The sequence below is a fragment of the Actinoallomurus soli genome (assembly GCF_024055715.1).
Lineage (GTDB): Bacteria > Actinomycetota > Actinomycetes > Streptosporangiales > Streptosporangiaceae > Actinoallomurus > Actinoallomurus soli.
In genome coordinates this window covers 511,144-527,717 of sequence record NZ_JAMXMV010000002.1, presented here as the reverse complement: position 1 = coordinate 527,717, position 16,574 = coordinate 511,144, and the positions used below count along the sequence as shown (strand labels likewise).

At 72.5% G+C, this 16,574-nt stretch carries 17 protein-coding genes; 8 read left to right on the top strand and 9 right to left on the bottom strand.

Going from position 1 to position 16,574, the window contains the following annotated elements; all coding sequences use genetic code 11:
* The first annotated feature begins 58 nt into the window (after positions 1-58).
* On the top strand, positions 59-571 hold the full coding sequence (locus NDW01_RS08425; RefSeq protein ID WP_252818466.1) for a MaoC family dehydratase: 513 nt from the start codon (positions 59-61) through the stop codon (positions 569-571).
* Between the two features lie 60 nt (positions 572-631).
* Positions 632-1,780, top strand: coding sequence for a CaiB/BaiF CoA transferase family protein (locus NDW01_RS08420; RefSeq protein WP_252818464.1), 1,149 nt, complete (start codon positions 632-634; stop codon positions 1,778-1,780).
* A 31-nt stretch (positions 1,781-1,811) separates the two neighbouring features.
* Here the strand turns inward: NDW01_RS08420 and NDW01_RS08415 are convergent, their stop codons facing one another.
* Both NDW01_RS08415 and NDW01_RS08410 read right to left on the bottom strand, forming a co-directional pair.
* Complete coding sequence (locus NDW01_RS08415; RefSeq protein ID WP_252818462.1) at positions 1,812-2,465, bottom strand: hypothetical protein; 654 nt, start codon at positions 2,463-2,465, stop codon at positions 1,812-1,814.
* A gap of 175 nt (positions 2,466-2,640) precedes the next feature.
* Complete coding sequence (locus NDW01_RS08410) at positions 2,641-2,874, bottom strand: hypothetical protein (protein ID WP_252818459.1); 234 nt, start codon at positions 2,872-2,874, stop codon at positions 2,641-2,643.
* Between the two features lie 450 nt (positions 2,875-3,324).
* Between NDW01_RS08410 and NDW01_RS08405 the strand changes: the two genes are divergently transcribed.
* The 3 genes from NDW01_RS08405 to NDW01_RS08395 all read left to right on the top strand — a co-directional run bounded on the left by NDW01_RS08405 (position 3,325) and on the right by NDW01_RS08395 (position 6,956).
* Positions 3,325-4,725, top strand: coding sequence for a family 2B encapsulin nanocompartment shell protein (locus NDW01_RS08405; protein ID WP_252818457.1), 1,401 nt, complete (start codon positions 3,325-3,327; stop codon positions 4,723-4,725).
* Positions 4,726-4,778: 53 nt separating this feature from the next.
* Entirely contained in the window at positions 4,779-5,972 is a 1,194-nt protein-coding gene (locus NDW01_RS43505; RefSeq protein ID WP_252818455.1) for a family 2 encapsulin nanocompartment cargo protein terpene cyclase, read from the top strand.
* Between the two features lie 114 nt (positions 5,973-6,086).
* Positions 6,087-6,956, top strand: coding sequence for a geranyl diphosphate 2-C-methyltransferase (locus tag NDW01_RS08395; RefSeq protein ID WP_252782253.1), 870 nt, complete (start codon positions 6,087-6,089; stop codon positions 6,954-6,956).
* A gap of 13 nt (positions 6,957-6,969) precedes the next feature.
* On the opposite strand, the gene NDW01_RS08390 is transcribed toward NDW01_RS08395, so the two are convergent.
* Positions 6,970-7,848 (bottom strand): alpha/beta fold hydrolase, encoded by an 879-nt coding sequence (locus NDW01_RS08390; protein ID WP_252818453.1) that lies wholly within the window; start codon positions 7,846-7,848, stop codon positions 6,970-6,972.
* A gap of 101 nt (positions 7,849-7,949) precedes the next feature.
* Between NDW01_RS08390 and NDW01_RS08385 the strand changes: the two genes are divergently transcribed.
* On the top strand, positions 7,950-9,983 hold the full coding sequence (locus tag NDW01_RS08385) for an AfsR/SARP family transcriptional regulator (protein WP_252818451.1): 2,034 nt from the start codon (positions 7,950-7,952) through the stop codon (positions 9,981-9,983).
* A 30-nt stretch (positions 9,984-10,013) separates the two neighbouring features.
* On the opposite strand, the gene NDW01_RS08380 is transcribed toward NDW01_RS08385, so the two are convergent.
* Both NDW01_RS08380 and NDW01_RS08375 read right to left on the bottom strand, forming a co-directional pair.
* Entirely contained in the window at positions 10,014-10,862 is an 849-nt protein-coding gene (locus NDW01_RS08380) for a hypothetical protein (protein ID WP_252818449.1), read from the bottom strand.
* Between the two features lie 143 nt (positions 10,863-11,005).
* Positions 11,006-11,839: an AraC family transcriptional regulator gene (locus tag NDW01_RS08375; protein ID WP_252818446.1), complete on the bottom strand. Its 834-nt coding sequence runs from the start codon at positions 11,837-11,839 to the stop codon at positions 11,006-11,008.
* Between the two features lie 68 nt (positions 11,840-11,907).
* Here NDW01_RS08375 and NDW01_RS08370 point away from each other — a divergent pair, with 68 nt between their 5' ends.
* Positions 11,908-12,318 (top strand): DUF2000 family protein, encoded by a 411-nt coding sequence (locus NDW01_RS08370; RefSeq protein ID WP_252818444.1) that lies wholly within the window; start codon positions 11,908-11,910, stop codon positions 12,316-12,318.
* A gap of 7 nt (positions 12,319-12,325) precedes the next feature.
* On the opposite strand, the gene NDW01_RS08365 is transcribed toward NDW01_RS08370, so the two are convergent.
* From NDW01_RS08365 to NDW01_RS08355, 3 genes are all read right to left on the bottom strand, one after another.
* Entirely contained in the window at positions 12,326-12,784 is a 459-nt protein-coding gene (locus NDW01_RS08365; RefSeq protein ID WP_252818441.1) for a hypothetical protein, read from the bottom strand.
* A gap of 51 nt (positions 12,785-12,835) precedes the next feature.
* Entirely contained in the window at positions 12,836-13,834 is a 999-nt protein-coding gene (gap, locus tag NDW01_RS08360; RefSeq protein WP_252818438.1) for a type I glyceraldehyde-3-phosphate dehydrogenase, read from the bottom strand.
* A 193-nt stretch (positions 13,835-14,027) separates the two neighbouring features.
* Positions 14,028-14,420, bottom strand: coding sequence for a RidA family protein (locus tag NDW01_RS08355; RefSeq protein WP_252818436.1), 393 nt, complete (start codon positions 14,418-14,420; stop codon positions 14,028-14,030).
* A 118-nt stretch (positions 14,421-14,538) separates the two neighbouring features.
* On the opposite strand from NDW01_RS08355, the gene NDW01_RS08350 reads away from it, so the two are divergent.
* A complete protein-coding gene (locus NDW01_RS08350; protein ID WP_252818433.1) occupies positions 14,539-15,525 on the top strand; it encodes a helix-turn-helix transcriptional regulator in 987 nt (328 codons plus the stop codon).
* A gap of 31 nt (positions 15,526-15,556) precedes the next feature.
* On the opposite strand, the gene NDW01_RS08345 is transcribed toward NDW01_RS08350, so the two are convergent.
* Positions 15,557-16,504 (bottom strand): GlxA family transcriptional regulator, encoded by a 948-nt coding sequence (locus NDW01_RS08345; RefSeq protein ID WP_252818430.1) that lies wholly within the window; start codon positions 16,502-16,504, stop codon positions 15,557-15,559.
* Positions 16,505-16,574: the final 70 nt, after the last annotated feature.

Sequence of the window (16,574 nt, the reverse complement as noted above, 5' to 3'; positions counted from 1 at the left end):
GACAAGTGCCTCGCTTATCGTACGATCTTCGCTTTCGCCCGCCATCTAGACTTGGGTCATGACGTGGCGTGGCCGGTACTACGAGGACTTCACGCTCGGGGACGTCTACTACCACCCGCTCGGCAGGACGGTCACGACGACCGACAACATGTGGTTCACCCTGCTCACGCAGAACACCGCGATGGTGCACGTGGACCACCACTACGCGGCGCGGACCGAGTTCGGGCGCCCGCTGGTCGACTCCACGTTCACCCTCGCCCTCATCACCGGCCAGTCCGTCACCGACGTCTCGCAGAACGTCATGGCGAACCTCGGCTGGGACGACGTACGGCTGCCGGCGCCCGTCTTCGAGGGTGACACGCTGTACTCGCGGTCGAAGGTCATCGCGCTCCGCGAGTCCCGCTCCCGGCCGAACGTCGGCGTCGTCACCGTGGCCACCGAGGGCTTCAACCAGAACGGCGTCATCGTCTGCTCGTTCAAGCGGACGCTGCTGGTCTACAAGCGCGACCACGCCCCGCACCCGCCGGTGCCGCGCCCGCCCGAGGACTCCCTCCCGCCGGTGCAGGAGTGAGCGAAGCGAGTGAACCGTGAGCGCAGCGCCTCTGGTCACCTCCCCGACGGAGGAGGGCGCATGACGGACGCGCTGCCGCTGGACGGCGTCACCGTCGTCGCGCTCGAACAGGCCGTCGCCGCGCCCTTCGCCACCCGGCAGCTCGCCGACCTCGGCGCGCGCGTCATCAAGATCGAACGCCCTGGCGGCGGGGACTTCGCCCGCGGGTACGACGAGACCGTACGCGGGATGTCCAGCCACTTCGTCTGGCTGAACCGCGGCAAGGAGTCGGTGGTCCTCGACGTCAAGGACCCGGCGGGGCGGGCGCTCCTGCACCGGATGGTCGACCGCGCGGACGTGCTCGTGCAGAACCTCGCCCCCGGCGCCGCCGAGCGCCTCGGCCTGGTCCCCGCCGACCTGCGCCGCCGCAACCCCCGGCTGATCACCTGCGGCATCTCCGGGTACGGCGACAGCGGCCCGTACCGCGACAAGAAGGCCTACGACCTGCTCGTCCAGTGCGAGGCGGGCGTCCTGTCCGTGACGGGGACCCCCGGCGAGCCGGTGAAGGCCGGCATCTCCGTCGCCGACATCGCCGCCGGAATGTACGCCTACAGCGGCATCCTCACCGCCCTGTACGAGCGGGAGCGCACCGGAGAGGGCACGGACCTGTCGGTCGCCATGCTGGAGGCGCTGGGCGAGTGGATGGGCTACCCCTACTACTACGCCGCGTACGGCGGCGCGGCCCCGGCCCGTACGGGCGCGGAGCACTCGACGATCGCGCCGTACGGACCGCACCGGACGGGGGACGGCGGGCAGGTCTTCGTCGGGGTGCAGAACGAACGCGAGTGGGCCGCGCTGTGCGAGCACGTCCTGCGCCGGCCCGGGCTCGCGACGGACGAGCGCTTCGCCCGCAACTCGCTGCGAGTCGAGCACCGCGAGGAGCTGACCGCCCTCATCGAGGAGGCGTTCGCCGACGCGACCGCCGAAGAGGCGGTCCGCCGGCTCGACGAGGCCGGCATCGCGAACGCCCGGCTGCGCACGATGGAGGAGTTCGCCGCGCATCCGCAGCTCGCCGCGCGGGACCGGTGGCGGCGGGTCGGGTCCCCGGTGGGACCGCTCGACGCCCTCCTCCCGCCGGTGACGGTGGCCGGCCGCGAGCCGCGCATGGGGGCCGTCCCGGCCCTCGGCGAGCACACCGCCGCCGTCCTCGCCGAGTTCGGCGAGCCCTGACGAACGCCCGCGGGGCGGCGAACGCCCTCCGTCAGAGCGCGTGGATGGTCGCGCCGATGGCGCTGAACGGCGTCTTCGTCCCCTTCTTGGCGGTCATCGTGATGAAGCAGACCTTCCCGCTGTCGCCGGTGATCTGGTACTGCACGCCGACCGTCATGATGGTGCCCACCTTGCGGTAGTAGGTCGTCTTGTGCCCGGACTGGCCGCCGACGGTGACGTTCTGGGAGACGATGTGCTGACCGCCGATCTGCTGCAGCTGCGCCTTCGACTGCGCCGCGGAGGGGGCGGTGCCCACCTGGCAGAACCCGTTGAGGTTGGCGGCGAACCGCACGGTCTGCGCCGACTTCGGGTCGATCGCGAGGACGGCGTTGTTCGCCTTCAGGGTCGTGATCGCCTGCTTGGCGGCGGCCGGCGAGGTGCCGCTCTTCTCGAGGGCCGCGCGGGCCTTGGACAGCTCGTTGAGGTTCAACGCCTTCCAGCTCTTCGGCACGCCGGCCGTGAAGCCGTTCTTCGTACCGCCGATCCTCCGGAAGCCGGCCGGCAGTTCCGGCGCCGCGGCGGCCTTGGTCTTGCGGGCCGTCGCCGACTTGGACCCCTTGTCGCCGGAGTTTCCGGAGCCTCCCGAACATCCGGCCAGCACGAGCCCGGAACACAGCACTCCGACCGTGAACGTACGCGTCCTCATATTTTCACCTGTCCAGTCCAATTTGCGCGGATTTGAGCGCATCGGGCGAGAGAACCTATCAGGACGGCCATTGCCGAGACACGGCGGTCGTTGGACAGTGAAAGGCCCGCCTGCCAGAAAGGGCCGCGCGCCATGCCCCGGGTGTCCTTCGCGTCGGTTCGTGCCGGAAAAACGCTCACCGTGGCGGCGGCCGTCGCCCTTCCCGCGGCGCAGGCCGGGGCGGCGGGGAGCCCCGCCGCTGGCTGACCGTCCCGTCCTCGCCGCCGACCATCGCCGCCCTCGTCAAGGACCGCCAGTACGGCGTGCTCGTCTGGCGCGGGACGTCGGGCGGCGCCGCCACCGAGCTGCACCTGCCCCGGTCGTTCGCCCCGGCGGGCACCACGGTCGTCAGCGACCTCGGCACCGTCACCGGCGTCCCTCCTCCGGGGCCGTCACGGCTGCCGACGAGACCGGCTCGACCACGGCCCACCGGCTCGTCCTCACCGCGCCCGCCGGCATCCACGTCGCCCTGGTCGTGAACACGGCGAGCGGCACCCCGGTCACCGCGGACCAGCGCGCCGCCGCCGTCACCGAACTGGCGTCCTGGCGCACCCGCCTGTTCCCCACCACCTGACCCACCCGCGAATCCCGTGACCATCGGTAGCTGGCCGATAGCGGTCGGCGACATTCGCGTACGGCGGCGGTAAGGGAAGGCTGTCGCGCTCGGGGGGTGTCCGGCCGAGAGAGACCGACCATACGATCCGTATCGGATCGATCACCTAAAGTGGTCGTCCGCGCGAGGTCAATTCTCCGTCTCAGCGCACTGTCGCGCGCGGAAAAGGGAGGTCTCGGTTTGACGTCATCCTCGTGGCAGGAGCCGGTGTCCACCGACGAGACTGCGGAAGAGCAGTACCAGCGGAGCCTCAGTACGGCGGCGGCGCGGAACCTTACGACGACGACCAAGACCCCGCCGCAGATGCAGGCGATCAGCTCGCGCTGGCTGCTGCGGGTCCTGCCGTGGGTCGAGGTGTCCGGCGGGCACTACCGGGTCAACCGGCGGCTGACCTACAAGGTGGGCGGCGGCCGGGTCGCCGTCACCGGCAGCGAGAACCGCGCCCAGATCCTTCCCCCCAGCCTGCGGGAGATCCCGTTGCTGGCCGGGTTCACCGACGAAGAGGTGCTGGCCGAGCTGGCCGGCCGGTTCATGCTGCGGGAGGCGGCGGCCGGAGAGACGCTCGTCGAGCGCGGCCAGCCCGGTGATCGGCTGTTCGTGGTCGCGCACGGGAAGGTGGACCGGCTGAGCGCGGGGCCGTTCGACACGCCGGCGGCGCACGCTCCGGTGGGCGACGGCGGCTACCTCTTCCCCGGAGCGCTGACGGATCCGGACTTCACCTGGGACCACACGGTCGTCGCCATGACGACCTGCTCGCTGCTGGTGCTCTCCCGCCAGGACTTCCAGGCCATGCTCGAGCGGTCCGAGGCGCTCGCCGCACACGTCGCGCGGTACCAGGCGGCGCTGCGGGCGCCGCAGAACCACAAGGGTGAGGCGGAGATCGCCCTGCTCTCCGGCCACGCGGGCGAGCTGGACCTGCCGACGACGTACGCCGACTACGAGCTCGCCCCGCGCGAGTACGAACTGGGCGTCGCGCAGACCGTGCTGAAGGTGCACACCCGGGTCACCGACCTGTTCAACGAGCCGATGAACCAGCTGGAGCAGCAGATCCGGCTGACCATCGAGGCCCTGCGCGAGCGGCAGGAGCACGAGATGGTGAACAACCCCGACTTCGGGCTGCTGCACAACGTCGACTACTCCCAGCGGATGCAGACCCGATCGGGTCCGCCGACCCCCGACGACCTGGACGAGCTGCTGTCCCGCCGTCGCAGCACCCGGCTGTTCCTCGCCCATCCGAAGGCGATCGCGGCGTTCCTGCGGGAGTGCAACCGGCGCGGTCTCTATCCGGACCCCATCGAGCGGGAGGGCGGCCGGATCCCCGCCTGGCGCGGCATTCCGATCTACCCGTGCAACAAGATCCCGGTCACCGACGGGCACACCTCCTCCATCCTCGCCATGCGCACGGGAGAGGACGACCAGGGCGTGGTCGGCCTGCGTCAGACGGGCATCCCGGACGAGTACGAGCCGGGGCTGAACGTCCGCTTCATGGGCATCGACGAGAAGGCCATCACGTCGTATCTGGTCAGCACCTACTTCTCGGCCGCCGTCCTGGTCCCGGACGCCCTCGGTGCGCTGGAGAACGTCGAGGTCGCGGCTCCGGGCTCGTGATCCCGACGGTCACCATCGCCGGCCCGTACGTCCGAGATCTCCCAGGAGCGCACGTGTCACACGACCTGCCGATCCGCCCGACCGGGCTGGGCACGTCCGCGGCCCACCTGATGGGCGCGCTCCGGCCGGCCGTCCGCGCGGAGCCACCCCTCCTCGCGGATGACCCGCCGAGTACCGCGGAGACGGGCGTGGCTCCGCCCGCCGATCCGCCGGCGCCGGAGCGGCCCACGCTCCCCTGCCCGGGCGAGGACGTCCGGGACGCCGTGCCGGGGTACGCCGAACGGCAGTGGGGCGACGGGTCGTACCCGCCGCTGTACTGCCCGGAGACGGTCCGCGACGACGAGGGGCTCGGGCACCTGGTCAACGAGGCCCTCGTCGCCTGGGCCGAGGAGACCGGCATCTACGCCGGTCGCCTGGAGGCGTTCCGCAGCACCGGGTTCGGCCGGCTCGCCATGCTCGCCCATCCCGACACCGACGACCCCGACCGGCTGCTCCTCGCCGCCCAGATGAACGCCGCGTGGTGGGCGAGTGACGACTACTACGCCGACGAGAGCGCCCTGGGGGCCACTCCGATCGAGCTTCCCCCGCGGCTGGCGCTGGTCATGTCGGCCATGGACCCGCCGCCGCCCGCGGCCGAGTTCACCGGGCCGCTGGAGGAGGCGGTCCAGGCCGATCCGGTGCTGGTGGCGCTGGCCTCGGCCACCGGCCACCTCCGGCGCCACGCCACTCCGGAGCAGGTCATGCGGGTCTGCAACACCACGTTCCAGATGTACGTGAGCTGGGCGGCGTACGCGGCCTGGCGCTTCAGCGGGGGGCTGCCTCCCGCCTGGCGCTATCTCGCCGCCCGGCAGCACGACAGTTTCTACACGTCGATGACGTTGATCGACGTGGTCGGCGGTTACCGCCTTCCGGGCGAGCTGTTCTACGCGCCGGAGGTGCACCGTGCCGTGATGCAGGCGGGCACCGCCGCCGTCATCGTCAACGACCTGCACTCGGCCGCCCGGGAGGCGGCGGACGGCCAGTCGGACAACCTCGTCCTGCTGGTCGCCGCCGAGCGTGACTGCTCACTGCGCGAGGCGATCGAGACCTGCGTCCGCCTGCACAACGGGTTGGTCCGGGACTTCCAGTCCGCGCAGGAGCGGCTCGCCGTCGTGCCGTCGGCCGAGCTGCAACGGTTCCTGCGCGGCGCGCAGGCCTGGATGGGCGGCGGCTTCCACTGGCACAGCACGAGTAGCCGCTACCGCTGATCCGTCCGCGTGACCCGGCGACCGCTGGTCCGGATCACGCGGTCACCACGGGCCGGCGTGCCCTCGGCGCGCCGGCCCGGTACCCCCCGAAGATGACGTACGAAGGAGGCCGGCATGACGTCCGTCCACGACTCCGCCCTCGACGACTCCGCAGTCGTCGCCAGCCCGTACCAGCGGGCGGTCGCCGACTACTGGAACACCGAACGCAACCCGGTCAACCTCCGCCTGGGTGAGGTGGACGGCATCTACCACCACCACTACGGGATCGGCGACGTCGACTGGTCGGTGCTGCAGAGCCCGCCCGAGGCTCGTGAGACACGGATCGTCGAGGAGCTGCACCGCCTGGAGTCCGCGCAGGCCGACTTCCTCCTCGACCACCTCGGCGCCGTCGAGCCGGAGGACCGGCTGCTGGACGCCGGCTGCGGGCGCGGCGGGTCCAGCCTCGTGGCCGCGGCCCGGTTCGGCTGCCGGGTCGACGGCGTCTCGATCTCCCAGTCGCAGGTCGACTTCGCGAACGAGCAGGCCAAGCGGCGCGGTGTCGACGGCTCGGTGCGCTTCCACCTGCGCAACATGCTCGACACCGGCTTCCCGACCGGCGCGTTCCGGGCGATCTGGAACAACGAGTCCACCATGTACGTCGAGCTCGGCCCCCTGTTCGCCGAGCACTCGCGGCTGCTCCGGCGCGGCGGCCGGTACGTCACCATCACCGGCTGCTACAACGACGCGTACGGGCTGCCGTCCCGCGCCGTCAGCCAGATCAACGCGCACTACATCTGCGACATCCACCCGCGCAGCACCTACTTCAAGGAGATGGCCGCGAACCGCCTCGTCCCGGTCAGCGTGGTCGACCTCACCGCCGCGACCATCCCGTACTGGCGGCTGCGTTCCCGGTCCGGCCTGGCCACCGGCATCGAGAGCGCCTTCCTCGACGCCTACACCGGCGGCAGCTTCCAGTACCTGCTGATCGCCGCCGACCGGGTCTGACCGGACGCGTCGCTCACCGGGCGACGAGGTCGCGGAGGGCCTTGGCGATGTCCGCCGGGGCCTCCTCGGCCATGAAGTGACCGCAGGTCACCGTGGCGTGGTGCAGGTCGGGCGCCCAGGCGCGCCAGACCGCGGCGGCGTCGTAGCCGAGGGCGGCGCCCCAGTCCTGCTGGAGCACGGCCACCGGCATCGTCAGGCGCCGCCCGGCGGCGCGGTCGGCCTCGTCGTGCTCGACGTCGACCCCGGCGGAGGCGCGGTAGTCGGCCACGATGGAGGGCACCGCACTGCGGCAGGCCGCCAGGTACTCCGCGCGGACCTCGGCGGGGATCGCCTCCGGGTCGTTGGCCCAGAGGTCCAGGAAGTGGCCGAAGAACGCGTCCGGGCTGCCCGCGATCAGCTTCTCGGGCAGCCTGGGCGGCTGGGCCATCAGGTACAGGTGGAAGCCGACGGCGGCCGTGACGCCGTGCATCACGTCCCACATGTCCAGGGTCGGCAGCACGTCCAGGCAGGCCAGGTGGGTCACCGTGTCCGGATGGTCCAGGCCGGCGCGGAAGGCGACCAGGGCCCCGCGGTCGTGCCCGGCCAGCGCGAACCGTTCGTGCCCCAGTGCGCGGGCCAGGGCGACGACGTCGGCGGCCATCGTCCGCTTGGAATACGCGTCGGCGTCGGTCTCGGCCGGCTTGTCGCTCGCGCCGTAGCCCCGCAGGTCGGGACAGATGACGGTGTGGTCGGCGGCGAGATCGGCGGCGACGTGCCGCCACATCAGGTGGGTCTCGGGGAACCCGTGCAGCAGCACGATCGCGGGGCCCGAGCCGGCGACGGCCGTGTGCAGGGACACGCCGTCCGCGACGGGCACGCGCTCGTAGTCGAATCCGGGAATGACGGACGTCATGGTCTTCTCCTTGGAGGTCGGGAACACGGTCAGCCTGCCGGGCCCGAATGAGCATCCGATGAGCGCGCTACCGTGACCGAAAGGGGGAAGGAGGCCGATCGGTGCGTGTCGTCTTCGGGGTGCTGGGACCCGTCACGGCGTGGGGTCCGGCCGGGGACGCGATCGATCTGAAGGGACCGCGGCATCGGGCGGTGCTGGCCCGGCTGATCATGGCCCGCGGCCGGGTCGTCCCCGTCACCCGCCTGGTCGACGACCTGTGGGCGGACGACCCGCCCTCGGACGCCGTCGGCGCGGTCCGTACGTTCGTGGCCGCCCTCCGCCGGGGCCTGGAGCCGGACCGGCCGCCGCGCGCCCCGGCCCGGTTGCTCGTCACCGAGGGCCCCGGCTACGCGCTGCGCGCCGAGCCGGACGCGGTGGACGCCCGGCGGTTCGAGCGGGCGGTCACCGCCGCCGCCACGCTCCCGCCCGAAGAGGCGCTCGCCCGGCTGGACGAGGCGCTGGGGTGGTGGCGCGGACCCGCGTACGCGGAGTTCGCCGACGAACCGTGGGCCCGCGCGGAGCGTTCCCGCCTCGCGGAGCTGCGGCTGCACGCGCTCGAACGCCGAGCCGAGGTCCGCCTGGAGCTGGGACGGGCCGCCGAGACGGTGCCGGACCTCGACGCGCACGTGGCCGAGCATCCCTGGCGGGAGCACGCCTGGCGACTGCTGGCCCTGGCGCTGTACCGCACCGGCCGGCAGGGCGACGCGCTCACCGTGCTGCGCCGGGCCCGCACCCTGCTCGTCGAGGAGCTGGGGCTGGATCCGGGCCCGGCCCTGCGCGGCCTGGAGGCGGACATCCTCGGCCACGCCGCCCATCTCGACCCGGCGCCGGGCGGCACGGCGGGGCGGGTCTGGGCGGAGACGGCCGCCGCGTACGACCGGGCGGTGCCGTCCGGAGCGCGGGCCCGGCTGGAGTCGACGGTGGGCCTGCTGCGCAACCTGGCGATGACCGGGGGCGGCGGCCTGGCGGAGTCCCGCCGGCACCGGGTCGCGGCCATCGAGGCGGCTGAGGAGCTCGGCGACGCGGAGCTGACCGCGCGGGTGATCGGCGCGTACGACGTCCCGGCCATCTGGACGCGCGTCGACGATCCGGAGCAGGCCGCCCGGGTGGTCGCGGCGGCCGAGCGCACCCTGGCCGCCCTGCCGTCGACCGGGCAGGACGCCGCCCGCGCCCGGCTGCTGGCCACGATCGCCATCGAGTCGCGCGGCACCCGCGAGGAACGCGGTCCGCGCGCCGCCCGGAAGGCTGAGGAGATCGCCCGGCGGCTGGACGATCCGACACTGCTGGCGTTCGCCCTGAACGCCGTGTTCATGCAGAGCTTCGAGCGCACCGGCCTGGCGCCGCGCCGTGACGCGATCGGCGCCGAGCTGGTGGCCCTGTCCGTCCGGCACGGCCTGTCGGCGTTCGAGATCCTCGGCCACCTCATCCGTCTTCAGGCCCGGAGCGCCCTGGCGGACTTCGCGGGCGCGGACGAGCACGCGGCGGCCGCCGACCGCCTGGCCGAACGCCACGAGCGCCCGCTGGTCGACGTGTTCACCCGGTGGTACACCGCACTGCGGATGGCCGAGACCGGTGCGGGGGCCGAATCCGGCACCGTGTCCGCAGCCGAGGCCGGAACCGTGTCCGCGACCGACGTTGCGACCGGGTCCGCGGCCGAGGCCGAGTCGGCGTATCGGGAGGCCGCGGCCCTCCTGCCCGACTCGGGCATGCCGGGACTGGAGCGCGGCCTGCTGCCGCTCGCGCTCTTGTGCCTGAGCGTGCGGCACGGCTTGCCCGTCCGGCCCGGCGACCCGGCCGGCTTCGGGCCGTACGAGCCATGGGTCCGTCCCTTGCTGCTCCTGGCCGGGGACCGCTGCGCGGAGGCCGCCGCCGCGCTGCGCGAGGTCCCGGACCCACCACGCGACCTGCTGCTGGAGGCCCTGTGGTGCCTGATCGCCCGCGCGGCCGTCGCCCTGGACGACCGGCCGGCGATGGAACGGGCGTACGCGGCGCTGCGCCCCGCCGCGGCGGAGCTGGCCGGGGCGGGTAGCGGCCTGCTCACGATCGGCCCGGTCGCCCGCCACCTGGACGACCTCGCCCGCGCCCTGCACCGGTGACGAGCCTGCGGCCCGTTTGCCGCCTGAAGATCAGCCGAAGACCTCGTCGGCGGAGCGCGCCACCACGGCGCGCTTGAGCCAGGCCTTGAGTTCTTCGACGTCCGTGCAGGTGGTGATGCGGGCTCGGGCGGTCTGGGGTACCTCGATGCCTCGGGTCTCCAGGACCGTCAGGAGGGCGTCGGCTTCCCCTTCCGCCTTGCCGCGGCCGAAGTGTTCGCGGGCGAAGGGGCTGTAGACGGGCCAGGTCTCGGACACGACTTCCTCCATGATCCGTTTGATCGCCGGCGCGGCCATCGCGTATGTGTATTCATAGTAATGCGGAGCGTAGCCAGGGGTGCCGGGTGTGGCGACCGCCGTGACGAACGTCTTCACCACCGCCTTGTGCATGCCGTGCATCATCACCGCCAGCGCGGCCAGCTCGGGATGGGCCGCCGCCTCCTGCTGGTCGGTGATGGCCGGGACCTGGTCCGGCCCCAGCACCAGGGCCTGGAAGGTATAGCCGGGCAGCGCGGTGGAGATCGGCTCGGCGTAGTAGGCGGCCGCCCCCGCGTCAGGGCAGACGCACAGGACCGTCACCGGGCACTCCAGGAAGAGCCACAGCGCCGCCGCGTAGCGCGCCAGTTGCCGGCGCTTGTTGGAGCTCTTTCCCTGCTGAACCTCCACGATGACGGCGTGCACCGGCTTGTGGGGTGGGCCGACGGTGATCACCGTGTCCGGCTGCAGATCCTTCGAGGGCCGGTCGTTGAAGTCGTTGCGTTCCACCTGTGCCGGCAGTGTGCCGGGGATGTCGAGATGCATCAGGTCACGCAGCACCTCCACCGCGAACGCCGGGCGTTCACGGAACAGGATGTTGATGGTGTCATGCAGGGCGGAGGGCATGTCGCGAGAAGTTACCGAACGATTTCTCTGAGTGACAAATCAATGACCGATCCGGTACGCCTTCGCCGTCGCTCTTGTCGTCCTATAACGGGGTGTTCCGGGCGGTCAGGGATTTGCGGCGACGGAGAGCGGCGGGCTTCTGGTCAGGGCGGGGTCGGTCGTGACGCGCGGCGGTAGCGGCCCGGGGTGATGCCGTACCAGCGGACGAACCAGCGGGTCAGGTGGCTCTGGTCGGCGAAGCCGGTGTGCGCCGCGACGTCGGCGAGGGGCCGGCCGAGGGCGATCAGCCGTCGTGCCTCCCGGAGCCGCAGCTGCCGCTGGTAGTCGCTGGGCGCCATCCCGTACGTCGCCCGGAACGCCCGGTAGACCCCGAACCGCGTGTGCCCGGCCGCGGCGGCCAGCTCCTCGGCGGTGAGGTCCTCCAGGTAGGCGTCGTGGATCAGCTCACGGGTGCGTGCGGCGACGAGCCTCGCCCCGGTCGGCGCGGGGGCGGGCCGGCCGCCGGACGCGGCCGCCCGCCGTACGACCGAGGCGACCGTCGCGACCAGCAGCTCGTCGCGCCGCAGGGTGCTCGCGCCGCCGAGCAGCGCGGAGTGCAGGGCCCGCAGGTTCCGCGCCAGGACGGCGTCGTCGACAACCGGCTCGCGGAACAGCGGCAGACCGGCCCGTCGCCCGGTGAGGTCGGCGAGCACGCCGGTGACCAGGTCGGGGCCGATGTGCAGCATCCGGTAGGTGAAGCCCAGCTCGTCGGCGGCCCGGCCGTCGTGCGGGTCCTCCGGGTTGAACGCCATCACCATTCCGGCCGCGCTGGTGTGCGCCCCTCCCCGGCAGGAGAACGCCTGGGCGCCCTCGTCGGTGACCCCGAAGGAGTATCCCTCGTGGCTGTGCCGGTGGTAGACGTGCCGCACGAAGTGGGCGTGCATCGCCTCCAGCGGCGCCTCGGCGGACTGCCAGTAACGGGACCAGTCGCGCGTCATGCCTCGATTCTCGCCTTCCGCACGAGCGTTCAAGACGGTGTGCGGGTCCGTACCCGAATCTGAACGCCATGCGTTTCGACACCAAGATCGGCATTGTCGTGCGGGACGACCTCGCGGCCTGGCAGCGGCTCAACGTGACCGCGTTCCTGGCGGGCGGGGTGGCCGCCGGCTTTCCCGAGTTGATCGGCGAGCCGTACGAGAACGGCTCCGGCAACACCTATCTGCCGACCTTCCGCCAGCCGGTGCTCGTCTACGTCGCGGACGCCGAGGGTCTGGCCCGTGTCCACGAGCGTGCGCTCGGCCGCGACCTCCGCGTCGGCGTGTACACCGAGGAGATGTTCAAGACGGGCCACGACGAGGACAACCGCGCCGTCGTACGGGCGAGGGCCGCCGACGACCTGCCTCTCGTGGGCCTGGCCCTGCACGGCCCGAAGAACGCCGTCGACAAGATCCTCAAGGGGCTCTCACTTCATCCCTGACCTGGGCTCACAATGCGACCGCGCGGTAGGACAGGGCCGCGTCGACGATGGCCTCCGCGGAGCCGCCGTCGAGGTGCGCCGGCGGGTTGAAGATCAGGTCGCTCGCCCCGGGGTGCGGTGTGTTGCATTCGAACAGCCGGAGGTAGAAGTCCGTTTCCGGGTCCGCGGCGAGGATCCTGTGGACGATCTCGACGAGCTCCGGCCGGGTGATGTCGGGGATCCGCGGCCGCGCCGGGCGGGCGGCCTCCCGCGCGAACTCCTCCAGGCTTCGCGAACCGTGGTACGCGACGAAGTCGTGGAGCACGTAGTCGTGCCCCGTCCTGGCGTTGAAGGCGGCGATCGCCTCGTCGGCCGCAGGCCGCCTGCCTCGACCCGCCAGGTCCGCGATCCGCTCGATCTCCTCGCCGATCTCCGCCAGGCGCTCCTGGTCGGTCGCCGGCGGAAGCAGTTCCGGGCGCAGGTTCATCCCCTGAGTATCGCGGGACCTGGCGGTCACGGTCGTGCGTCTCAGCGGCGGTCAGCCGCGGGCGAGCAGTTCGAGCGTGTCGACGACGCGGTTCGAGAAGCCCCACTCGTTGTCGTACCAGGCCACCACCTTGACGTGCCGGCCGTCGACGCGGGTGAGGGCGGCGTCGAAGACGGACGACGCCGGCCGGCCGACGATGTCGCTGGAGACCACCGGATCGTCCTCGTACTCCAGGATGCCCTTCAGCGCGCCGTCGGCGGCGGCGCGGTAGGCGGCGAGGACCTCGTCGCGGGTGACCTCGCGGGACACCGTGGTGTTCAGTTCCACGATGGACCCGACCGGGACCGGTACGCGGATCGAGTCGCCGGACAGCTTGCCGTCGAGGTTCGGCAGCACCTTGCCGATGGCCTTGGCGGCCCCGGTGGTGGTGGGCGCGATGTTCATGCCGGCGGCGCGGGCGCGGCGCAGGTCCCGGTGCGGGCCGTCCTGCAGGTTCTGCTCCTGGGTGTAGGCGTGCACCGTGGTCATGAAGCCGTGCTCGATGCCGGCCAGGTCGTCCAGCACGGAGGCCAGCGGGGCCAGCGCGTTCGTGGTGCACGAGGCGTTCGAGACGATCACGTGCTCGCCGGGGATGTAGGTGTCGGTGTTCACGCCGTAGGCGAGCGTGACGTCGGCGCCGTCGGCGGGGGCGCTCACCAGGACACGCCTGGCGCCGGCGTCGAGGTGCGCGCGGGCGGCACCTCCCTTGGTGAAGCGGCCGGTGGACTCGAGCACGATGTCGACGCCGAGCTCGGCCCACGGCAGCTTGGCGGGCTCGCGTTCGGCGAGGACCGTGATGCGGCGGCCGTCGACCACGAGGTCGGTCCCGTCGACCTCGACCGAGCGGTCGAGGCGGCCGAACGCGCTGTCGTACTTGAGCAGGTGCGCGAGGGTCTCGGGGGCGGTGAGGTCGTTGACGGCGACCACGTCCAGGTCGCTTCCCCGCTCCAGCAGGGCGCGGAGGGTGTTGCGTCCGATGCGGCCGAATCCGTTGACGGCGATGCGAGTCATGGAGGCTCCTCTCGTCTCGCCCTCCATGGTCGGCAGGCGAGTACGAGACCGACAGTGGCCTGCAGGACAACGTGAGCAAGGATCCCGCCACGCCTTTCGCCACCGGCCGCAAGGATCTCGCCAACTCCTGCCGGACCAGGGACGCCGGTACGGCTCACGTCGTCGCCACCGGCCACCTCGGCCGCTGTGCGTCCTATTCGGGGATGACCGCTACGGCGTCGATCTCCACGAGCGCGCCGGGGCGAGCGTGTCCCGCGGTGGAGACGACCGTGACGGCCGTGCGGTGATCGCCCCAGACCGAGCGCGACGCCGCGTAGCCCAGCTGGGCGTCGACCCCGTCGACGAGGTAGATGGTGAGCTTGACGACATGATCGGGTCCGGTGCCCGCGGCGGCGAGCACGGTCAGCACGTTCCGCATCGCCTGGGCGGTCTGCGCCTCGATGCCGTCGAGCAGTCGCCCGGCGCCGTCGGTGCCGAGTTGTCCACCGACATAGAGGGTCCGGCCGGCGGGCGCGATCACGCCCTGCGCGAAGGCGGGGCTGCGGTGGAGTTCTTCGGGGTCGAGGTGGGTCGTCTTCGTCGTCATGAGTCTCCCCTGGGAGGTTCGGGGTCCGTGTGAGGACCGAGGCCGCTCCGCGGGCCTCGGCATCACCCTGGGGTCCCAAGCGGACAGGATCGGTCCGCCATCTGGGAGGGTGGGCGCCGTGGACGGGTCGAGCGGCGGTGAGCGGGGGACGACGGAGCGGGTGCTCACCCTGCTCGGGCTGCTGCAGCAGCGCCAGGTGTGGACCGGCCCCGAGCTCGCCTCCCGGCTCGGGGTCACGCCGCGCACGGTACGGCGCGACGTCGAGCGGCTCCGCGCGCTCGGCTATCCGGTGCACGCCGGTCAGGGCGTCGGCGGCGGCTACCGGCTCGGCCCGGGGCGGGACCTGCCGCCGTTGCTCCTCGATGACGAGGAGGCGATCGCCACCGCGGTGTCCCTGCTCGCCGGGGCCGGTGGCGCGGTCGCCGGTGCCGGCGACGCCGCACTGCGGGCGCTGACCAAGCTCGACCGGGTGCTGCCCACCCGGCTGCGCCATGAGGTGCGAGCGCTCGCCGGATCCGTCGAGTCGTTCGGCGGCGGCCGCGCGCCCGTCGACTCCGAGGTGCTCATGACGCTGGCCAGGGCCTGCCGCGACGAGGTCGAGGCCGGCTTCCACTACCCGTCCGGGGGCGAGGTGCGCCGGCGTCGGGTCGAGCCCTACCGGCTGGTCGCGTCCGACCGGCGCTGGTACCTCCTCGCCTACGACCTCGACCGCGACGACTGGCGCAGCTTCCGCGTCGACCGCATGACCGACGTGTCGGCACGGACCTGGCGCTTCCGCCCGCGTACGGTGCCCGACGCCGCGACGTACGTGCAGGAGAGCGTGGCGAGCCGGGTCTACCCGCATCGGGCGCGGTTCCTCGTGCACGCGTCGGCCGACACGGTGCGCGCGCAGATTCCGGCGTCGGCGGCCGTCGTACGGCGGCGCGGGAGCGAGCGCTGCGAGGTGCTCAGCGGTGCCGGCAGCCTCGACTTCGTGCTCATGCACATGGTCCTGCTGGGGCACGACTTCGAGGTGCTCGACCCTCCGGAGCTCCGGCGGCGCTGTCGCGTACTGGCGGAGAGACTGCTGTCGGCCGGGGCGGCGCCGGATCCGGAGGAGCCGTGAGCGCCGGCCGGGCGAGCGTACGGGCCCGGGCTCAGGCCGAGAAGGTGTGGCGGTACTCCGTCGGTGAGGTGCCGAGGATGCGCTGGAAGTGCAGCCGCAGGTTCGCGCCGGTGCCGAGCCCGACGCGGTCGGCGATCTCCTCCACGCCCAGGTCGGTGCGTTCGAGCAGTTCGCGCGCCAGGTCCACCCGGGCCCGGAGCACCCACTGCATCGGCGTGTAGCCGGTGTCCTCCACGAACCGCCGCGAGAAGGTGCGCGTCGACACGCGCGCGTTCCGGGCCAGCGCTTCGAGGGTCAGCGGCTCGGCGATGTGGGCCAGGGCCCACTCGCGCGTGCTCGCGAACAGGTCGCCGAGCGGCTCGGGGACGCTCCGCGGCACGTACTGCGCCTGCCCGCCGCTGCGGTACGGCGCCGCCACCAGCCGCCTCGCCACCTGGTTGGAGAGCCCGACGCCGTGGTCGCGCCGTACGAGGTGCAGGCACAGGTCGATGCCGGACGCGGCGCCCGCCGAGGTGAGAACGTCGCCCTCGTCGACGAACAGGACGTTCTCGTCCACCCGTACGAGCGGATGCCTCTCGGCGAGGGCCCGCGTGTAGTGCCAGTGGGTCGTCGCCCGCTTGCCGTTGAGCAGCCCCGTCGCCGCGAGCGCGAACGCCCCGGTCGAGATGGCGGCGAGCCGGGTCCCGCGTTCGTGGGCGGACAGCAGCGCGCCGACGATCGCCGCCGGCGGTTCCGTGGTCGCCGGCTCCCGGTAGCCGGGGATGAAGACGGTGTCGGCGTGCTCCAGGGCGTCGAGGCCCTCGGCCACGTGGTAGGAGAGGCCGTCGCCGCCGGTCACCAGGCCGGGCGCGGCCCCGCAGACCCGCACCTCGTACGGCATGGTCGGCCGGCTGGCGAACACCTGCGCCGGAATGCCGACGTCGAGCGGCTTCGCGCCTTCGAGCACGAGCACGGCGACGTGGTGGTTCCTCCGGCTCATCGGGCCCTCCTCCGACCGCTCGGCCAGTGGCCTGGATGACGACTGTCGCAAGCATCCTGCCACTGGCCGA

What these genes read in the sequence shown, in the direction of transcription:
- NDW01_RS08425 (WP_252818466.1), top strand. Translation starts at nt 59, where the DNA reads ATGACGTGGCGTGGCCGGTACTACGAGGACTTCACGCTCGGGGACGTC.
- NDW01_RS08420 (WP_252818464.1), top strand. Translation starts at nt 632, where the DNA reads ATGACGGACGCGCTGCCGCTGGACGGCGTCACCGTCGTCGCGCTCGAA.
- NDW01_RS08415 (WP_252818462.1), bottom strand. Translation starts at nt 2,465, where the DNA reads ATGAGGACGCGTACGTTCACGGTCGGAGTGCTGTGTTCCGGGCTCGTG.
- NDW01_RS08395 (WP_252782253.1), top strand. Translation starts at nt 6,087, where the DNA reads ATGACGTCCGTCCACGACTCCGCCCTCGACGACTCCGCAGTCGTCGCC.
- NDW01_RS08390 (WP_252818453.1), bottom strand. Translation starts at nt 7,848, where the DNA reads ATGACGTCCGTCATTCCCGGATTCGACTACGAGCGCGTGCCCGTCGCG.
- NDW01_RS08380 (WP_252818449.1), bottom strand. Translation starts at nt 10,862, where the DNA reads ATGCCCTCCGCCCTGCATGACACCATCAACATCCTGTTCCGTGAACGC.
- NDW01_RS08375 (WP_252818446.1), bottom strand. Translation starts at nt 11,839, where the DNA reads ATGACGCGCGACTGGTCCCGTTACTGGCAGTCCGCCGAGGCGCCGCTG.
- NDW01_RS08370 (WP_252818444.1), top strand. Translation starts at nt 11,908, where the DNA reads ATGCGTTTCGACACCAAGATCGGCATTGTCGTGCGGGACGACCTCGCG.
- NDW01_RS08365 (WP_252818441.1), bottom strand. Translation starts at nt 12,784, where the DNA reads ATGAACCTGCGCCCGGAACTGCTTCCGCCGGCGACCGACCAGGAGCGC.
- gap (WP_252818438.1), bottom strand. Translation starts at nt 13,834, where the DNA reads ATGACTCGCATCGCCGTCAACGGATTCGGCCGCATCGGACGCAACACC.
- NDW01_RS08355 (WP_252818436.1), bottom strand. Translation starts at nt 14,420, where the DNA reads ATGACGACGAAGACGACCCACCTCGACCCCGAAGAACTCCACCGCAGC.
- NDW01_RS08345 (WP_252818430.1), bottom strand. Translation starts at nt 16,504, where the DNA reads ATGAGCCGGAGGAACCACCACGTCGCCGTGCTCGTGCTCGAAGGCGCG.